Consider the following 21288-nt stretch of genomic DNA (forward strand, 5'->3'; position numbering starts at 1 on the left):
TCCCTCCCCTCCCCCTTCTCCCCCCCTTCTCCCCCTCCGTCCCGTCCCGCGGCCGGCCCCGAGCCGCCGCGGGTGACCCCTGGAGCAAGATCCATGACCGAGCGTGCTCTGCGACGCCTCGCCCTGACCGGGGCCCAGACCGGAGTCTGGTACGGCCAGCGGCTCGACCCCGACTCCCCGGTCTACAACGTCGGGCAGTACGTCGCCGTCGACGGCGCGCTCGACCCCGACCTCTTCGCCACGGCCCTGCGCCGGGTCGTCGGGGAGTGCGAGGCCCTGACCGTCCGCTTCGAGGAGGACGCGAACGGGCAGCCGTCCCAGGTCCTCGCCGACGCGCCCCCGAGCGGCCCCGTCGTGGAGGTCGTGGACCACCTCGGCGCCCCGGACCCGGAGGCCGCCGCGCTCGCCGCGATGCGCGCCGACATGGCGACGCCCGCCGACCCGGCCATCGCCCCGCTGTTCGGCTTCGCCCTGCACAAGGTCGCCCCGGACCGCACGCTCTGGTACCAGCGCGTCCACCACATCGCCCTGGACGCCTACGGCTTCTCGCTCCTGTCCCGCCGCACCGCCGAGGTCTACACGGCGCTCGCGCGCGGCGAGGAGCCCGCCCCCTCGCCGTTCGGCCCGCTGTCCGCCGTCGTCGAGGAGGAGGCCGCCTACCGCGCCGGCGAGCGGTACGCCGCCGACCGGGCGTACTGGCGGGACCGGCTCGCGGACCGGGGCGACCACGAGCCGCTGGCCGGCGCCTCCTTCCCGGCCGCCCCCGACTTCCTGCGCGCCGAGGCCGCGCTCACGCCCGAGGCCACCGCCGGGGTGTTCGCACTCGCCCGCGTCGCGAAGGCCACCTGGGCGGACGCCGTGACGGCCGCCTTCGCCGCCTTCCTGCACCGCTCGACCGGCGACCGGGACGTGCTGCTCTCTCTGCCCGCGATGGCCCGCCTCGGCTCGGCCTCCCTCTCCGTCCCCGCGATGGTGGTCAACGTGCTGCCGCTGCGGGTCGCGGTCCGCCCGGACCTCCCGCTGGCCGAGCTGGTCGCCGAGGTCGCCGCCGGCGTCCGCGACCTGCGCCGCCACCAGCGCTACCGCGCCGAGGACATCCGCCGCGACCTCGGCCTCGTCGGCCGCGACCGGGGCCCGCTCGGCCCGATGGTCAACGTCAAGGCCTTCGACAACGCCCTCGACTTCGCCGGCGCCCCCGGCACCGTGCACAACGTGGCCGCCGGACCGGTGGACGACCTGACCCTGGCCGTCCGCCACGACACGGCCGCCGGCCGGATCGCCTTCGAACTCGACGCCAACCCGCGCGCCTACGACGCCGAGGGCCTGAACGCCCGCTGCGCCGAGTTCGTCCGCTTCCTCACCGAGGCCGCCACCGCCGGCCCCGACACCCCCGTGGGCCGCCCCGACCTCCTGGACGAAGCCCTCCTGGCGACGCTCGCCGGGCAGGCCGCCGCGACCGCCCGCGCGATCGCGCCCGGCACCGTCGTGGAGGCCTTCGCCGCCCGGGTGCGCGAGCACCCCGAGGCCGTCGCGCTCGTCGCGGGCGCCGAGGAGCTGACGTACGCGGAGCTCGACGCCCGGGTCGACCGGCTGGCCCGGCTGCTCGCCGCGCGCGGCGTCGGACCCGAGCGGTTCGTCGGCATCGCCCTGCCGCGCGGCGCCGACCTGATCGTCGCCCTGCTCGCCGTCCTCAGGGCGGGCGGCGCCTATCTGCCGCTCGACCTCGAATACCCGGCCGAGCGCCTGGAGTTCATGGTCGAGGACGCGCGCCCGGTGTGCGTCCTCACCACCCTGGCCGCCGCGGCCGACGCCCCCGACGTACCCGGCACCGAAACCCTCGTCCTGGACTCCCCCGACGCCCTGTCCGCCCTCGCGGACCCGGCCGACGAGCCGGCCGGACCGCTTCCGGTCCCGGACGGCGCCCACCCGGCGTACGTCATCCACACCTCGGGCTCCACCGGCCGCCCCAAGGGCGTGGTGATCCCGCACTCCGCGCTCGCCAACTTCCTGCGCATGCAGGCCCACGAGCTGGCCATGAGACCCGGTGACGGGCTCGTCGCCGTCACCACGGTCTCCTTCGACATCGCCGCCCTGGAGATCCACGTCCCGCTGATCAGCGGCGCGGCGGTCGTCCTCGCCGGCCGCGACACCGTCCGCGACCCGGCGGCCCTCGCCGCCCTGGTCGAGGCCCACCGGCCGACCGTCATGCAGGCGACGCCGTCGCTGTGGCACGCCCTCCTGGAGGAGGGCGCCCCGCGCGCCCTCGCCCGCACCAGGGTCCTCGTCGGCGGCGAGGCGCTGCCCGCCGCCCTCGCCGAACGCCTCGCCCGCACGGCCGCCTCGGTCACCAACGTGTACGGGCCGACCGAGGTGACCGTCTGGGCCACCTCCTCCGTCCTCTCCCCCGAGCACACCGGCACCCCGGACATCGGCCTGCCGTTCTGGAACACCCGCGCCCACGTCCTCGACTCGGCGCTCCGCCCCGTCCCGCACGGCCGCCCCGGCGAGCTGTACCTGGCGGGCGACCAGCTGGCGCGCGGCTACCTCGGCCGCCCGGCGCTCACCTCCGAGCGGTTCACGGCCGACCCGTACGGCCCGCCCGGCTCCCGCATGTACCGCACGGGCGATCTGGTGCGCCGCCGTCCCGACGGCGTCATCGACTTCCTGGGCCGCGCCGACGACCAGGTGAAGGTGCGCGGCTTCCGCATCGAACTCGGCGAGATCGAGACCGCCCTGACGGACCGCCCCGAGGTGGACCGGGCCGTGGTCGTGGTCCGCGAGGACACACCCGGCTCCCCGCTCCTGGTCGGCTACGTCACCGGCGCGGGCGACCCCGCCCCGGACGCGGCCGGGCTGCGCGCGGCGGTCGGCGAGCGGCTTCCCGCGCACATGGTGCCGTCGGCCGTGGTGGTCCTGGACGCCTTCCCGCTCACCGCCAACGGCAAGGTCGACCGGCGCGCGCTGCCCGCGCCCGATTTGGCCGGGGCCGCCGCGACCGCCGGCCGGACCCCGCGCGACGCCCGCGAGGAGATCGTCGCCGGGGCGTACGCGGACGTCCTGGAGCTGGCCTCGGCCGGCCCGGAGGACGACTTCTTCGACCTCGGCGGGCACTCGCTGCTCGCCGCCCGCGTCGCCGCCCGGCTGCGCACCGCGCTCGGCGCCGACTGCGGCGTACGGGACGTGTTCGAGGCCCGTACGCCCGCGGCCCTGGCCGAGCGGCTGGCCGCCCGCACCGCGACGGGCGCCCGCCCGGCGCTCACCGCCGGAGAGCGGCCCGAGATCCTTCCGCTGTCCGACGCGCAGCACCGGCTCTGGTTCCTGCACCAGCTCGAAGGCCCCAGCGCCACGTACAACATCCCGTTCGTGGCCCGGTTCGGCACGCTCCTGGACCCGGCGGCCCTGGACGCGGCCCTCGGGGACGTGGTGGCCCGGCACGAGGCGCTGCGCACGGTCTTCGCCGAGCAGGACGGCGAGCCGTACCAGCGGATCCTGGACCCGGCCGACGCCGGGGTGCGGCTGCGCGTGGAGGAGACCGCCACGGGCGGAGTCGACACGGCCGTGGAGACGGCCCTCGGGCACCTCTTCGACCTGTCGGCCGAGGCGCCGGTGCGGGTCACCCTGGTGCGCGACACGGAGCGCGGCGCCGACGCCCTGGTGGTGCTGCTCCACCACATCGCCGGCGACGAGTGGTCGATGGGCCCGTTCCTGAACGGCCTCGAACACGCCTACGCGGCCCGGCTCCGCGGTGAGGCGCCCGAGTTCGCCCCGCTGCCCGTGCAGTACGCCGACTTCGCGCTCTGGCAGCGCGAGGCCCTGGGCGACCCGGCGGACCCGGAGTCCCCCGCCGCCCGGCAGGCCGCGTACTGGCGCGAGGCGCTGGCCGGGCTCCCGGCCGAGGCGACCCCGCCCGCCGACCGGCCCCGGCCCGCCGAGCCCGACAACGCGGGCGGCATGGTGCACCACGAGGTGCCCGCCGCCCTCGCCTCCGGCATCCGGCGCCTGGCCCGCGCGTCCGGCACCAGCGTCTTCATGGTCGTGCACGCGGCCGTCGCCACCCTGCTCCACCGGCTCGGCGCGGGCGACGACATCCCCCTCGGCAGCCCCGTCGCGGGCCGGTCCGACCCGGCCCTGGACGGTCTCGTCGGCTTCTTCGTGAACACGGTGGTGCTGCGCGCCGACCTGTCCGGCGACCCGACGTTCGCCGCCCTCCTGAAGCGGGTGCGCGGCGCCGACCTGGCCGCGCTCGACCACGCCGACCTGCCGTTCGACGCGGTCGTGGAGGCGGTCAACCCCGAGCGGTCCCTCACCCGGCACCCGCTCTTCCAGACCATGGTGTCGCACAGCACCGTCACCCAGGACGTGCGCGCCCTGTTCGGCCTGGACGCGGCCGTGGACCGCACCGACCCGGGCGTCACCAAGTTCGACCTCGACATCACCTTCTCCGACAGCGCCCACGGCGACGAACTGGACCTGGAGGTCTTCTACTCGTCCGCCCTGTACGACCGGGCCACGGCCGACGCGCTCGCCGCCCGCCTCCTGCGCCTCCTGGAGCAGGCCGTCGCCGCCCCGGAGACCCCGGTCTCCGCGTACGAGCTGCGCTCCGACGACGAGCGGGCGCTCCTGGAGCGGTGGAACGACACCGCCGTGGACCACCCCGGGGCCACCGTCGTGGAGATCCTGGCCGAGCGCGTCCGGCAGACCCCGGACGCCGTCGCCCTGGTCTGCGGCGACCTGCGCCTCACCTTCGCCGAACTCGACGACCGGGTCACCCGGCTCGCCCTGCTGCTCGCCGGTGAGGGCGTCGGCCCGGACGCCGTCGTGGCGCTCGCCGTGCCCCGCTCGGCCGAGTCCGTCGTCGCCGCCTTCGCCGTCCTGAAGGCCGGCGGCGCCTATCTGCCGCTCGACCTGGACCACCCGGAGGAGCGCCTGGCGTACATGCTGGGCGACGCCGCGCCCGTCTGCGTCGTCACCACGGAGGCCGTGAGCGGCCGGGTCCCGGACGTGAACGGCGCGGCCCGGCTCGTCCTGGACGACCCGGCCGTACGGGACCGGTTGACCGCCGCCGAGGGCCCGGCGCTCCGCGCGCCCCGGCCGGACGACCTGGCATACGTCATCTACACCTCCGGCTCCACCGGCCGCCCCAAGGGCGTCGGCCTGCACCACGCCGGTCTGACGAACCTGTACCGGGACCACGAGCGGCAGCTCTACCGCCCGGTCGCGGACCGGCTCGGGCGGCGCGTGCGCGCCCTGCACACCGCCTCGTTCTCCTTCGACTCCTCGTGGGAGCAGCTGCTGTGGCTGATCGCGGGCCACGAGCTGCACGTCCTGGACGAGTACGGGCGCCGCGACGCGGACGCCGTCGTCGCCCACGTGCGGGAGGCGCGGATCGACGCGCTCGACGTCACCCCCTCGTACGGCCGCCACCTGCTCGACGCGGGCCTGCTCGCGGGCGACCACCGGCCGCCGCTGTTCCTGCTCGGCGGCGAGGCCGTGCCGCCCGCCCTGTGGACGGAGCTGCGCGCGGTCCCCGACGTGGAGACGGTCAACTACTACGGTCCCACCGAGTTCACGGTGGACGCCCTGGTCGCCCGGGTCACCGACTGCGCGACCCCCGTGGTGGGCCGCCCGCTCGACAACACCCGGGCGCATGTCCTGGACGCCCGGCTGCGGCCGGTGCCGCCCGGCGTCCCCGGCGAGCTGTACCTCGCGGGCGTCCAGAACGCCCGCGGCTACCTGGGCCGTCCCGTGCTCACCGCCGAGCGGTTCGTGGCCGACCCGTACGGCCCCGCCGGCTCCCGCATGTACCGCACGGGCGACCTGGCGCGCCGCCGCGCCGACGGCCTGATCGAGTTCCTGGGCCGCGCCGACGACCAGGTCAAGATCCGCGGCTTCCGCGTCGAACTCGGCGAGATCGAGGCCGAACTGACGGCCTGCGAGGGCGTCGCCTCGGCGGCCGTCCTGGTCCGCGAGGACGTCCCGGGCGTGCCGCGCCTGGTGGCCTACACGACCGGCGGCGCCGACCCGGACGCGGTGCGCCGCGAGGTCGCCGGGCGCCTGCCCGCGTACATGGTCCCGGCGGCGGTCGTCGCCCTGGACGTCCTGCCGGTGAACGTCAACGGCAAGCTGGACCGCACCGCCCTGCCCGCGCCCGCCGTGACGGCCGCCGCGCCGTCCCGCGCCCCGCGCGGCGCGACGGAGGAGCGTCTGGCGGAGGCGTTCGCGGAGGTCCTGGGCCTGGCGTCGGTCGGCGCCGAGGACGACTTCTTCGCGCTCGGCGGGCACTCCCTGCTCGCGACGCGCCTGGTGGCCCGGGTGCGGGCGGCGGGCCGGGCCTGCTCGGTGCGGGACGTGTTCGAGGCGCGGACGGTTGCGGCGCTCGCGGCCCGGCTCGCGGAGCGGACCGCCTCCGAGCGGCCCGCCCTCGCCCCTGCCGTACGACCCGAGCGGCTGCCGCTCTCGTACGCCCAGCGGCGCCTGTGGTTCCAGTACGACATGGACGGCGCGAGCTCCACGTACACCGTCCCGCTGGCCCTGCGGCTGCGGGAGCGGCCGGACGCCGACGCCCTGCGCGCCGCGTTCGGGGACCTGGTGGCGCGGCACGAGGTGCTGCGGACCGTGTTCGCGGAGGCCGACGGCGAGCCGTACCAGCGCGTCCTGGCGCCCGGAGAGGCCGAGGTGCCGTTCGCGGTCCGCGAGGTGGCCCCCGACGCGCTCGCGGACGCGGTGGAGGCGGCGATCGCGGAGCCCCTGGGCCTGGAGGACGAACTCCCTCTGCGGGTAACGCTGTTCGGCACGCCCGGCGACGAGCACGTGCTCGTCGTGCTCCTGCACCACATCGCGACCGACGAGTGGTCCACCGGCCCGCTCCTGACCGACCTGGACACCGCCTACACCGCCCGCCTCGCGGGCCGGACCCCGGAGTTCCCCGAACTCCCCGTCCAGTACGCCGACCACGCCCTCTGGCAGCGCGAACTCCTCGGCGACCCGGCGGACTCCTCGTCCCTGGCCGCCCGCCAGTCCGCCTTCTGGCAGGGCGCCCTGGCCGGACTGCCGGAGGAGCTGGCGCTGCCCGCCGACCGGCCCCGGCCGGCCGTCCCGACCCACCGGGGCGACACGGTCACGGCCGAGCTCCCGGCCGAGCTCGTGGCCCGCCTCGACCGGCTGGCGGCGGACTCCGGCGCGACCATGTTCATGGTGGTCCACGCGGCTGTCGCGGCCCTGCTCCACCGGCTCGGCGCGGGGGACGACATCCCCCTCGGCACCCCGGTCGCGGGGCGCGGCGACAGCGTCCTCGACGGGCTCGTGGGCTTCTTCGTCAACACGGCCGTCCTGCGCACCGACCTGTCCGGCGACCCCTCCTTCACGGAACTCCTCGACCGCGCCCGCACGGCGGGCCTCGCGGTCCTCGACCACGCCGACCTGCCCTTCGACGCCGTCGTGGAGGCCGTGGCGCCGGTCCGCTCGCTCGCCCGCCACCCGCTGTTCCAGACGATGGTGGCGTACGAGGGCGGCGGCCCGGACCTGTCCCGGCTGCTCGGCACGGACGCCGGGGAGTTCCCGGTGCGGGGCGGCGCGGCCAAGTTCGACCTGGAGATCCTGTTCCGGCGCACCGAGAACGCGTCCGGTGCCGGCATGACCTGCGGTGTGCGCTACGCGACCGACCTGTTCGAGCGCGCGGGCGCCGAGCGCCTGACCGAACGGCTCGTCCGCCTCCTGGACGCCGTGGCGGCCGCGCCCGACGCGCCCGTGTCCTCCGCCGCGCTGATGGACGGGGACGAGCGGCGGCGGGTCCTGGAGGAGTGGAACGCGACCGAACGTGTCGTGGACGGCCCCCGGACGCTCGCGGACCTGGTGGCGGCGGGTACGGCCCGCGCGGAGGGTCCGGCGCTGGTCTTCGAGGACGAGGAGCTGTCCCGTACGGAGTTCGACGCACGCGTCAACCGCCTCGCCCGACTCCTCATCGGCCGGGGCGTGGCTCGGCGCGCTGCCGGCCGGCGTGGAGGCCGAGCCGGTGGTCCTGGACGCGCCCGAGGTGCGTGCGGAGCTGGACGGTCTCGTGGGCACCGAGGTCACGGACGCGGACCGGCGGGCGCCGCTGCTCCCGCGCCACCCGGCGTACGTCATCTTCACCTCCGGCTCCACCGGACGCCCCAAGGGCGTCATGGTCGAGCACGAGGCCGTCGTCAACCGCCTTGCCTGGATGGAGGGGACCTACCGGCTGGCCTCGGCCGACCGGGTCCTCCAGAAGACCCCGACCACGTTCGACGTGTCCGTGTGGGAGCTGTTCTGGCCGCTCGCCCAGGGCGTGCCGCTGGTCATCGCCCGGCCCGAGGGCCACCGGGACCCGCAGTACCTCGCGGAGCTGATCCGCGAGCGGCGCGTCAGCGTGCTGCACTTCGTACCGTCGATGCTCCAGGCGTTCCTGGACTCGGTGGACGTGGCGGACTGCCCGAGCCTCCGTCTGGTGGTGTGCAGCGGCGAGGCCCTGCCCACCGATCTGGTGAACCGTTTCCACGCCTCCGCCGGGGGCCGCACGGTCGCCCTGGAGAACCTGTACGGGCCCACCGAGGCCGCCGTGGACGTCACCGCCGCCACCGCCCTCCCGGGCGCCACCACGGCCTCGGCCTCCATCGGCTCCCCGGTCTGGAACACCCGCGTCCACGTCCTCGACGGACGCCTCCAGCCCGCCCCGGTGGGCGTCCCCGGCGAGCTGTACCTCGCCGGAATCCAGCTCGCCCGCGGCTACCTCTCCCGCCCCGACCTGACGGCGGAACGATTCGTCGCGGACCCGTACGGGCCGGCCGGCTCCCGCATGTACCGCACGGGCGACCTCGTCGTCCGGCACGCTGACGGCCGGATCCAGTACCTCGGCCGCACCGACGACCAGGTCAAGCTGCGCGGCCTGCGCATCGAGCTGGGCGAGATCGACGCGGTACTCTCCGGGGCACCCGGCGTGGCGCACGCGGTGACCCTGGTCCGCGAGGACCGGCCCGGCGTGCAGCGGCTCGTGGGGTACGTCGTCGGCACCGGCGACGGGCCGGTCCCCGTGGACGCGGTGCGCGCCCACGCGGCCTCCCGCCTGCCGGAGTACATGGTCCCGAACGTGTTCCTGGAGATCCCGGCCGTTCCGCTCTCCCCCAACGGCAAGCTCGACCGCCGGGCCCTGCCCGTACCGCCGGACGCCGTCGCCGGGCCCTCGCGGGCGCCGAGGGACGCGCGCGAGGAGATCCTGCTCGGGATCGTCGCGGCCGTGCTCGGTCTGGAGACGGCCGGGGTCGAGGACGACTTCTTCGACCTCGGCGGCCACTCCCTGCTCGCGGCCCGCGCGGCGAGCAGGATGCGGTCCGCGCTCGGCGTGGAGTGCTCGGTGCGGGACGTGTTCGAGGCGCGGACGGTCGCGGCGCTCGCGGCCCGGCTCGCGGAGCGGACCGCCTCCGAGCGGCCCGCTCTCTCCCCCGCCGTACGACCCGAGCGGCTGCCGCTCTCGTACGCCCAGCGGCGCCTGTGGCTCTTCGACAGCGTCCGGGGCCCGGGGACCGCGTACAACGTGCCCTTCGCGGTCCGTCTCGACGGGCCCGTGGACGCGGAGGCCGTGCGGGCCGCCGTGGAGGACGTGGTGGCGCGGCACGAGGTGCTGCGGACCGTGTTCGCGGAGGCCGACGGCGAGCCGTACCAGCGCGTCCTGGCGCCGGGCGAGGCGCGGGTGCCGTTCGCGGCGCGCCGCGTCCGCGCCGAGGACCTGGCCGCCGAGGCGGAGGCCGCCTCCCGGTACGTCTTCGACCTGGCCCGTGAGATCCCGGTGCGGGTGACGCTGCTCAGCGCGTCCGACGAGGAGCACGTGCACGTGCTGGTCGTGCTGCTGCACCACATCGCGACCGACGAGTGGTCCACCGGGCCGCTCCTGGCCGACCTGGACACCGCCTACGCGGCCCGCGCCGCCGGCCGGGCCCCGGAGTTCCCCGAACTCCCCGTCCAGTACGCCGACTACGCCCTCTGGCAGCGGGAACTCCTCGGCGACACCGAGGAGTCGGACTCCACGGCGGCGCGTCAGGCCGCGTACTGGCGGGAGGCCCTTGCCGGGATTCCGGAGGAGCTGGGGCTGTTCACCGACACCCCGCGCCCGGCGACGCCGACGCACGGCGGCGACGTGGTCCCCTTCGACGTGTCCGCCGCGACGGGTGCCGGGCTCGCCCGGATCGCCCGCGACTCCGGCGCGACCATGTTCATGGTGGTGCACGCGGCCGTCGCGGCCCTGCTGCACCGGCTCGGCGCCGGGGACGACATCCCCCTCGGCGCGCCGGTCTCCGGGCGCGGCGACGAACAGCTCGACGGGCTCGTGGGCTTCTTCCTGAACACGCTCGTGCTGCGCGCGGACGTGTCGGGCGAGCCGACGTTCGCGGAGCTGGTCGGCCGGGTGCGGGACACGGGGCTCGCGGGCTTCGCCCAGGCCGACCTGCCGCTCGAAGCGGTGGCGGAGGCGGTGGGCGCGGCCCGCTCGCAGGCCCGCAACCCGCTGTTCCAGACGATGGTGACGTACCACTCGGTGTCCACCGAGGTGTCCTCCCTCTTCGGGGTCGCGGCCCGTGAACTGCCGGTGGAGATCGGCGGGTCGAAGGTGGACCTGGAGTTCGCGTTCGGCGGCTCGGAGGACGACGGGCGGATCGAGGGCGGTCTGCGGTACGCGACCGACCTCTTCGGCCGGCCGGGCGCCGAACGGCTCGTGGAACGCCTTGTCCGGCTCCTGGACGCCGTGGCGGCCGACCCGGGCGCCCCGGTGTCCGCCCTGGACCTGATGGACGGGGACGAGCGGCACGCCCTGGAGGGGTGGAACGCGGCCGACCGCGTCGTGGACGGTCCGCGCACCCTGGCGGATCTGGTGGCGGCGGGTGCGGCGAAGGCCGAGGGTCCGGCGCTGGTCTTCGAGGACGAGGAGCTGTCCCGTACGGAGTTCGACGCACGCGTCAACCGCCTCGCCCGACTCCTCATCGGCCGGGGCGTGCTCGCGGCGGAGCGGATCGTGCTCGACTCGGCCGCCGTGGCGGCGGAGTGGGCGGGCGCGGACGCGCACGCGGTGACGGACGCGGACCGGTCGGCCCCGCTGCTGCCCCGCCACCCGGCGTACGTCATCTTCACCTCCGGCTCCACCGGACGCCCCAAGGGCGTCATGGTCGAGCACGAGGCCATCGTCAACCGTCTCCAGTGGATGCAGGGCGCGTACGGGCTCACGCCCGCCGACCGGGTCCTCCAGAAGACCCCGACCACGTTCGACGTGTCCGTGTGGGAGCTGTTCTGGCCGCTCGCCCAGGGCGTGCCCCTGGTCATCGCCCGGCCCGACGGGCACAAGGACCCGGAGTACCTGGCCGAGGTGATCCGCGAACGGCGGGTCAGTGTCCTGCACTTCGTGCCGTCGATGCTGGCCGCGTTCGTCGCGGGCGTGGAGATCGCGGACTGCCCGGGCCTGCGGCTCGTGGTGTGCAGCGGCGAGGCCCTTCCGACGGATCTCGTGGACCGGTTCCACGCCTCCGCCGGGAGCCGCGCGGTCGCCCTGGAGAACCTGTACGGCCCGACCGAGGCAGCGGTGGACGTCACCGCCGCCTCTGCCCTTCCGGGCTCGACGGCGGCCTCGGCCTCCATCGGCTCCCCCGTCTGGAACACCCGCGTCCACGTCCTGGACCACCGGCTCCGGCCGGTTCCGGTGGGCGTGCCCGGCGAGCTGTACCTCGCGGGCGTCCAGCTCGCCCGCGGCTACCTCTCCCGCCCCGACCTGACCGCCGAGCGGTTCGTGGCCGACCCGTACGGGCCCGCCGGGACCCGCATGTACCGGACCGGCGACCTGGTCGTCCGGCACGACGACGGGCGGCTCCAGTACCTCGGCCGCACCGACGACCAGGTCAAGCTGCGCGGCCTGCGCATCGAGCTGGGCGAGATCGACGCGGTGCTCTCCGGAGCACCCGGCGTGGCCCGTGCCGTCTCGGTGGTCCGCGAGGACCGGCCGGGCGTGCGCAGGCTGGTCGCCTACGCCGTCCCGGCGGGCGAAGGACCGCTGGACCCGGACGCGCTGCGGGCGCACGCGGCGACGCGGCTCCCGGAGTACATGGTCCCGGCCGTGATCATGGAGATCCCGTCCGTGCCGCTCTCCCCGAACGGCAAGCTGGACCGGCGCGCCCTGCCGGCGCCGCCGGAGCCCCGCCGGGCGACGGCTCCGGCCGCACCGGTGGCTGCCTCCGAGACCCCGGCCGAGCTGCTCGCGCGGCTGATGGCCGAGGTCCTGGGGCTGCCCGCCGTGGGTCCCGACGACAACTTCTTCGAGCTGGGCGGTGACAGCATCGTCTCCATCCGGTACGTCAGCCAGGCCCGCAAGGCCGGGTTCACCGTGACGGCCCGGCAGGTGTTCCAGCATCCGACGCCGGCCGGTCTGGCCGCCGTCGCCGCGCCCGCCGCCCCGGCGGGCAGGGCGCCGGAGCGTCCGGCCGAGCAGGCGACGGGCCCGCTGGTCCTGCCGCCGGTGGCGCACTGGTTCGCGGGGCGCGGCGGCGCGTATCGCCGGTTCTGCCAGGCCCGGCTGGTGCTGCTGCCCGCCGGGGTGCGGCACGCGGATCTGGAGACCGCCCTCCAGGCGGTCCTGGACCGGCACGACGGGCTGCGGCAGGTGCTGACCGTGGCGCGGCCCGGGGTGTGGAGCGCCGAGGTCGCCCCGGTGGGCTCGCTGAAGGCGGGCTCGCTGCTGCGGACGGTGGACGCGGCCGGGCTCGACGCCGGGGCCCTGCGGGAGCTGGTCTCCCGCGAGTCGGACCGGGCCGCGGGCGAGCTGGACCCGGAGTCCGGGCGGACCGTGCGGGCCGTGCGCTTCGACGCCGGTCCCGGCGAGCCGGGCAGGCTGCTGCTGGTCGCCCACCACCTGGTGGTGGACGAGGTGTCGTGGCAGATCCTGCTGCCGGACCTGCGGGCCGCGTGCGAGGCCGCGGCGGAGGGGCGGAAGCCCGCCCTGGACGCCCTCGACGCCGTACCGACGGCGCTGCGGACCTGGACGGCGGGTCTGCTCGCCGAGGCGCAGAGCGCCCGGCGGACCGCCGAGCTGGACCGGTGGCTGGCCGAGTCCGCGACCGGCGGGCGGCTCCTGACGGACCGTGCGCTCGACCCGGCGCGGGACACGGTGGCGACCGCGCGGCGGTTCACCGTACGGCTCTCCGCCGAGCGCACCGAACCCCTTCTGACCGCCGTGCCGCAGGCCTTCCACGGCACGGTCAACGACACGCTCCTGACCGCGCTCGCGCTCGCCGTGGGCGACTGGGCGGCCCGGCACGGGAAGCCGGCGGACGGGCTGACCGTGGAGCTCGAGGGCCACGGCCGGGAGCAGGACCTCGTCCCGGGCGCCGACCTGACCCGTACGGTCGGCTGGCTGACCAGTGTGTATCCGCTGCGGCTCACGGCGGACTCCTACGACGCGCGGGCGGTCGTGGGCGGGACGCAGGACGCCGGGGCGGCCCTGAAGGAGATCAAGGAGCGGATCCGCGGAATCCCGGACGGCGGGATCGGCGCCGGGCTGCTGCGGTACGCCAACGCCGCCACCGCCGGGCTGTTCGACCCGGAGGACCGCCCGGAGATCCTGTGGAACTACCTGGGCCGGCAGACCGCCGCCCGGCAGTCCGCCTGGGGACCGGCCGAGGAGGCCGACGCGCTCGCCGTCGGCCCGGAGCCGGACGCCCCCCTCGCGTACCCCCTCCAGGTGGACGCGGAGGTGGAGCAGGGCCCGGACGGGCCGGAGCTGGCCGCCTCCTTCCTGTGGGCGGGCGACGCCCTGTCCCAGGACACGGTCGCGGCGCTCGCGGACGGCTGGACGGCCGCCCTCGACGCGCTCGCGGCCTGGGCGGCGGGCGGGGTCACCGCCGGGCACACCCCGTCCGACCTCGACCTGCTCGACCTCGACCAGAACCAGATCACCATGCTCGAAGAAATGTGGAGGGCCCAGCAGTGACGCAGGCTCGTATCGAGGACATGCTGCCGCTGTCCCCCCTTCAGCAGGGCATGCTGTTCCACTCCGTCTACGACGACGGGGCGGCCGACGTGTACACCGTGCAGGTGTCGGTGGGGCTCGCGGGCCCCGTCGACGCCGACCGCCTGGAGCGGGCGGCCGCGGCGCTGCTGCGCCGGCACCCGAACCTGCGGGCCGGCTTCTGGCACGAGGGGGTGCCGCAGCCGGTGCAGTTCGTGCCGGCGGAGGTCCCCTTCGCCCTGGAGCGGGTGGATCTGACGGAGGGCGGCGCTCCGGGCCGGTCCGGTGCTTCGGGCCCGTCCGGTGCCGCGGGTGCTTCGGGCCCTTCGGGTGCTTCGGTCGAGGACCGGCTCGCCGGGCTGCGCCGGGCCGAGCTGGCCCGCCGCTTCCGGCTCCACCGGCCGCCGCTGCTTCGCCTGGTCCTGGCCCGGGTGGGCGAGGACGACCACCGCCTGGTGATCACGGTCCACCACATCCTGGTCGACGGCTGGTCGATGCCGCTGCTCGTGGGCGACCTGCTCGCCCTGTACGCGGCGGACGGGGACGCCTCGGGGCTGCCGCCGGTGCGCCCGTACCGCGCGTACCTGAAGTGGCTGAAGGAGCAGGACGGTCCGGCGGCCGAGGCCGCCTGGCGCGGGGCGCTGGCCGGGGTCGAGGAGGCGACGCTGGTCGCGGAGCCCGACCCGGCGCGCACCCCGGTCCGGCCGGGCGTGCGGTCCCTGGAGCTGTCGGAGGAGGCCACCGCCCGGCTGACGGCGGCGGCCCGCCGCCTCGGCACCACGCCGAGCACCCTGATCCAGTGCGCCTGGGGCCTGCTCGTCGGCGGCCTGACGGGCCGCCGGGACGTGCTGTTCGGTCTGACCGTGTCGGGCCGTCCGGACGAGATACCCGGCGTCGAGTCGATGCTCGGCCTGTTCATCACGACCGTGCCGGTGCGGCTCTCGGTCCGCAACGAGGAGACGGTCGAGGGGCTGCTCCGCCGCTTCCGCGACGAGCAGAACGCCCTCCTGGCCCACCACCACCTCGGGCTGCGGCTCATCCGCAAGCAGAGCGACGCGGGCGAGCTGTTCGACACCCTCGTCGTCATCGAGAACTATCCGGTGGACCCGGCGGCGCGCGAGACCGTCGCCGCCGGGGTGCGGGTGACCGGGGTCGAGGCGGAGGACGCCACCCACTACCCGCTGACCCTCGCGGTGTCCCTGGACGAGCGGGCCCTGCTCCGCCTGGAGTACCGCCCGGACGTCTTCGACGACCGGCGCGCGGGCCTGATCGCGGACCGGCTCGCCCACGTCCTGGACCGGATCGCGGAGGAGCCCGGCACGGCGGTCGGGGCGCTGCCCCTGCTGCCCGAGGCGGAGTCCGCGCGGGTGCGCGGGAGCTGGCCGGGGACGGTGCGGGACGTGCCGGCGGGCACGGTCGCGGACGTGTTCGCGGAGCGGGCGGCCCGTACCCCCGACGAGGTCGCGGTGGTGTGCGGCGGGGAGTCGCTGACCTTCGCGGAGGTCTCCGCGCGGTCCGCGCGGCTCGCGTCGCTGCTCGCCGCGCGGGGCGTGGGCCCCGAGTCGGTGGTGGCGCTCGCCGTGCCGCGCTCGGCGGAGACGGTGGTGGCGATCCTCGCCGTCCTGCGGGCCGGCGGCGCGTATCTGCCGCTCGACCTGGACTATCCGGCGGAGCGGCTCGGTCTGATGATCGACGACGCGCGTCCGGTGTGCGTGGTGACCACCGCGCGCGGTCTGGAGCTGCTTCCGGAGGCCGGTGAAGGGCCCGAGCGGCTGGTCCTGGACGCGCCGGAGACGGCCGCCGCCCTGGCCGCGGCCCCGGCGGAGTTCGCCTCCCCGGCCGTCGCGGACGGGCACCCGGCGTACGTCATCTACACGTCCGGCTCGACCGGGCGCCCCAAGGGCGTCGTCCTGACCCACGGCGGTCTGTCCAACCTGTACGCCAACCACGTCGCGGACGTGTTCGGGCCGGTGGTCGAGGCGACCGGCGGCCGGCGCCTGCGGGCGCTGCACACGGCGTCGTTCAGCTTCGACACCTCCTGGGAGCAGTTGTTCTGGCTGGTCGCCGGGCACGAGCTGCACGTCCTGGACGAGGTGGGCCGGCGGGACGCCGAGTTCGTCGTGTCGTACGTGCGGGAGCACCGGATCGAGACGATGGACGTCACCCCGACGTACGCGCTCGGGCTGCTCGACCAGGGGCTCCTGGACCCGGCCGCGCACCGTCCGGCGCTGCTGCTGCTCGGCGGCGAGGCCGTGCCGGAGGCGCTGTGGTCGGCGGTGCGGGCGGCGACCGGTGTGATGTCGGTGAACCTGTACGGGCCGACCGAGTACACGGTGGACGCGCTCGCGGCGGACCTGGCGGCCTCGGCCACGCCGGTGGTGGGCCGGCCGATCGGCAACACGCGCGCGTACCTGCTCGATTCGGCGCTGCGGCCGGTGCCCGCCGGGGCGACGGGCGAGCTGTACCTCGCGGGGCACGGCATCGCGCGCGGCTACCTGGGCCGGTTCGCGCTGACGGCCGAGCGGTTCGTGGCCGACCCGTACGGGGCCCCGGGGTCGCGGATGTACCGCACGGGCGACCTGGCGCGGCTGCGCGCCGACGGGGAGATCGAGTACCTGGGCCGGGCCGACGACCAGGTGAAGATCCGGGGCTTCCGGATCGAGCCCGGCGAGGTCGAGTCGGCGCTCGCGGCGGTCGCCGGGGTCGGCGCGGCGGCCGTGGTGGTCCGCGAGGACACGCCGGGGGTGAAGCGGCTCGTCGGGTACGTGACGGGCACGGCGGACCCGGTGGCGGTCCGCGAGGAGCTGGCCGCGGGCCTGCCCGACTACATGGTCCCGGCGGCGGTCGTGGTCCTGGACGCGCTGCCGTTCACGGTCAACGGCAAGCTGGACCGGGCGGCGCTGCCCGCGCCGGTGTTCGGCGGCTCCGAGGGGTCGCGGGCGCCGGGCGGGGAGCGCGAGGAGGCCCTGTGCCGGGTCTTCACCGAGGTCCTGGGGCTCGCGTCGGTGGGCGTGGACGACGACTTCTTCGCCCTGGGCGGCGACAGCATCGTCTCCATCCAGCTGGTGACCCGGGCCCGCAAGGAGGGCCTGGTGCTCTCCCCGCGCGACGTGTTCGAGCGGCGGACGGTCGCGGCGCTCGCGCTCGCGGCCCGGACGCCGGAGGAGAAGGCGGCGGGCACGGCCTCCCCGGACGCGGACGCCCCGCTGGTGGAGCTTGACGAGGCCGGGCGGACGGTCCTGGCGGAGGTGTTCCCGGGCGCCGAGGAGGTGCTGCCGCTGGCTCCGCTCCAGGAGGGCCTGTACTTCCACGCCCAGTACGACGACCGGGCGCTCGACGTCTATCTGATGCAGAACTTCGTGGAGCTGCGGCACGCCGTGGACACGGCCGCGCTGCGCTCGGCGTTCGACGCGATGCTGCGCCGCCACCCGAACCTGCGCTCCGCGTTCTGGCACGAGGGCCTGCCGGGCCCGGTGCAGGTGGTGCCCGCCGCGTGGGAGCTGCCGTGGGAGGTCCGCGACCTGACGGGCCTGGACCGGGCCGCGCAGGACGAGGCGCAGCGGGAGTTCTCCCTCGCGGACGCGGCGACCCGGTTCGACCTGTCGGCGCCGCCGCTGATGCGCGTGACGCTGCTGAAGTTCGCCGAGGACCGCTGGATGCTGTGCGTGACGCAGCACCACATCCTCACCGACGGCTGGTCGGAGTCGCTGTTCTTCGAGGAGCTGTTCGCGCTGTACGGGGCGGGCGGGCGCGAGGAGATCCTGCCGCCGGTCACGCCGTACCGGGAGTACCTGCGCTGGCTCGCGGGCACCGACAAGGAGGCGGCGCGGGCCGCCTGGCGCGACCACCTGTCGGGCCTGGACCAGGCGACCCTGGTGGCGCCGGCCGATCCGGCCCGGCAGCCGGTGACGGCCGAGGTGGTGGACATCGCGCTCGGCGCGGAGACCAGCGACCGGCTGCGGTCGTTCGCGCGGGGCTGCGGCGTCACCCTGAACACGGTCCTCTCGGCGGCCTGGGCGCTGTCCCTGTCCGGGATGACCGGCCGGGACGACGTGGTGTTCGGCGCGACGGTCTCGGGCCGTCCGGCGGACGTGCCGGGCGTCGACCGGATGATCGGCATGTTCATGAACACGCTGCCGTTCCGGGTGACGCTGCGCCCCTCGGAGACGCTGCGGGACCTGCTCGTCCGGATGCAGGGCGAGCACGCCGACCTGCTGCCCCACCACTACCTGGGGCTCGGCCCGATCCAGCAGGGCACCGGGATCGGGCAGCTCTTCGACACGCTGTACGTGTTCCGGAACACGCCGCTCGACGACGCGGCGCGCGAGGAGGCGGTGGAGCGGCACCGGATCGGCTGGACGCACAGCGTCGACGGCACGCACTACCCGCTGACCCTGGCCGTCACCCCGGAGCGCTCGCTCGAACTGAGCCTGGCCTACCGGCCGGACCTGTACGACCGGGAGACCGCCGAGCGGCTCGCGGGCCGGCTGCGGCTGCTCGTGGAGCAGTTCGCGGCGGGCGGGGCGACGCCGGTGGGCCGGCTGCGGACCCTGGAGACCGCCGAGCGGAACGCGCTGCTCGCCCTGGGCGACGACACCGGGCACGACGTGCCGGACGTGCCGCTGGTGGACCTGTTCGCCCGGCAGGCGGCGCGGACCCCGGAGGCCACGGCCCTCGTCTTCGAGGACGAGCGGCTGACCTACGCGGAGCTGGACGAGCGGGCCAACCGCCTGGCGCGGGCGCTGATCGCGCGCGGGGCGGGTCCGGAGCGGACGGTGGCCCTGGGCCTGCCGCGTTCGGCGGACTTCGTGGTCACGCTGTTCGCGGTGCTCAAGGCGGGGGCGGCGTACCTGCCCCTTGACCTGGACCACCCGGTGGACCGGCTCGCCGCGATGGTCGAGGACGCGGTGCCGGTCTGCCTGGTCACCGTGGACGCCGTACGGGGCCGGGTCCCGGTCGTGGACGGCGTGCCGCCGCTCGCCCTGGACGACCCTGCGGTCGTGGCCGAACTGGCGGCGCTGTCCGGCGGTCCGGTCGCGGAGGAGGAGCTGACGGAGCCGCGCGACGGGCGCCACCCGGCGTACCTGATCTACACCTCGGGTTCGACCGGCCGCCCCAAGGGCGTGGTCGTGCCGGGCTCGGGTCTGGTCAACATGCTGCTCAACCACCGGGAGCGGATCTTCGACCCGGCGGTGAAGCTGGCGGGCGGGCGCCGGATGCGGGTCGCGCACACGGTGTCGTTCGCGTTCGACATGTCGTGGGAGGAGTTCTTCTGGCTGGTCGACGGGCACGAGGTGCACGTCATCGGCGAGGAGCTGCGGCTCGACCCGGCGGCTCTGACGGCGCACTACGACCGGGTCGGCATCGACGTCGTCAACGTGACCCCGTCGTACGGGCAGCAGCTGGTCGACGCAGGCCTGCTCGACGCGGACCGGCACCGCCCGGCGCTGGTCCTGCTCGGCGGCGAGGCCGTGCCGGACTCCCTCTGGTCGCTCCTGGAGGAGACCGAGGGCACGATGGGCTACAACCTGTACGGGCCCACCGAGTACACGATCAACGCGCTGGGCGCGGACGTGGACGAGAGCGCGTCGTCCTGCGTCGGCCGACCGATCTACAACACCCGGGCCTACGTGCTCGACAGCGCGCTGCGGCCGGTGCCGCGCGGGGTGCCGGGCGAGCTGTACCTGGCGGGCGCGGGTCTGGCCCGGGGCTACTTCGCGCGTCCGGCGCTGACGGCGGAGCGTTTCGTGGCCGATCCGTTCGGGGAGCCGGGCACGCTGATGTACCGGACGGGTGACCTGGTGCGCTGGCGCGAGGACGGGCAGATCGACTACCTGGGCCGGGCCGACCACCAGGTGAAGATCCGCGGCTTCCGGATCGAGCTGGGCGAGATCGAGTCGGCGCTCGCCGCCGCTCCCGGGGTGGCCGCCGCCGCGGTGGTCGTGCACACCGGGGCGAACGGCGTGAAGCGGCTCGTGGCGTACACCGTGCCCGCCTCGGACGCGGTCCGCACCGACCCGGAGGCGGAGACGGCCGCGCTGCGCGCCCTGCTGTCGGCGACGCTGCCGGAGTTCATGGTGCCGTCGGCGTTCGTCGAACTGGCGGCGCTGCCGCTGACGGTGAACGGCAAGGTGGACCGGGCGGCGCTGCCCGCCCCGGTGTTCGCGGACGCGGGCGGCGGCCGGCCGCCGAAGGACGCCCGCGAGGAGCTGCTCTGCGGGATCTTCGCGGACGTGCTCGGTCTGGAGCGGGTCGGCGTGGAGGACAACTTCTTCGAGCTGGGCGGGCATTCGCTGCTCGCGATGCGGCTCGTGGGGCGCATCCGCGACGAGCTGGGCGTGCCGGTGCAGGTGGGCACGGTGATGTCGGCGCCGACGGTCGCGGACGTGGCGGCCCGGATCGGGTCGGACTCGCGCCGGGACGCGCTGCGGGTGCTGCTGCCGCTGCGCGAACGGGGCGCGAAGGAACCGCTGTTCTGCTTCCACCCGGCGTCCGGGTTCAGTTGGCAGTACACGGGTCTGCTGCGCCACCTGGACGCGGACCGGCCGCTGTACGGCGTGCAGTCGCCGGGTCTGGCCGGGGCGCTGCCGGACGCGGCGGACGTGGCGGAGCTGGCCGGGCTGTACCTGGCGGCGATCCGCGAGGTGCAGCCGGAGGGTCCGTACCACTTCGCGGGCTACTCCTTCGGCGGGACGGTGGCGCACACCCTCGCCTCGATGCTTCAGGAGCGGGGCGAGGAGGTCGCCTTCCTGGCGCTGCTCGACGCCTATCCGCCGGAGCGGGACGACTGGTCGTACCTGGACGGGCCGGACTGGCGCGAACGCCTGGAGCGGGAGGAGAACGGCTTCCTGCTCTCGGTGGCGGGCCTGGGCGCGGAGGAGACCGGCCGGGGCGGGGTGACCCGGGAGGAGGCCGTCGCGGCGATCCGGGACAGCCAGGGCCTGCTCGCCGGGTTCGACGAGGAGCTGCTGCGGGCGATCGTGGACACCAACGTGCACTGCGTGCGGCTGCTCTCGCGCAGCACGACCCGTCACTTCGACGGCGACGTGCTGTTCTTCACGGCCTCGCGCACGACCGCGCCGGAGGACGCGCCGGGCACGGTGTGGCCGGCGTACGTGTCGGGCGAGTTCACCGAGCACGTCCTGGACCGGGGTCACGACGAGCTGATGGCCCCCGAGGCGCTGGCGGAGATCGGCCCGCTCCTGGACGGGGCGCTGCGCGCCGTCGCGGAGAAGCGGCCGGTTTCCGCGCGGGCGGGGGAGGTTCGACAGGTCCCGGAGCCCGAGCGCCTTTGA

At 75.8% G+C, this 21288-nt stretch carries 1 protein-coding gene and 2 pseudogenes; all 3 read left to right on the forward strand.

The features are described from left to right. Positions 1–93 precede the first annotated feature (93 nt). A pseudogene (locus OO47_RS37770) lies at positions 94–7773 on the forward strand (amino acid adenylation domain-containing protein); the annotation flags it as partial. Between the two features lie 295 nt (positions 7774–8068). After that, positions 8069–13975, forward strand: a pseudogene (locus tag OO47_RS34995) (amino acid adenylation domain-containing protein); the annotation flags it as partial. 20 nt (positions 13976–13995) lie between these two features. Continuing rightward, complete coding sequence (locus tag OO47_RS14205; RefSeq protein WP_030213674.1) at positions 13996–21288, forward strand: amino acid adenylation domain-containing protein; 7293 nt, start codon at positions 13996–13998, stop codon at positions 21286–21288.

Source organism: Streptomyces bikiniensis, from assembly GCF_000716625.1.
GTDB lineage: Bacteria > Actinomycetota > Actinomycetes > Streptomycetales > Streptomycetaceae > Streptomyces > Streptomyces bikiniensis.

Coding starts and splice junctions, on each gene's coding strand:
- OO47_RS14205 (WP_030213674.1), top strand. CDS start 13,996: ATGCTGCCGCTGTCCCCCCTTCAGCAGGGCATGCTGTTCCACTCCGTC.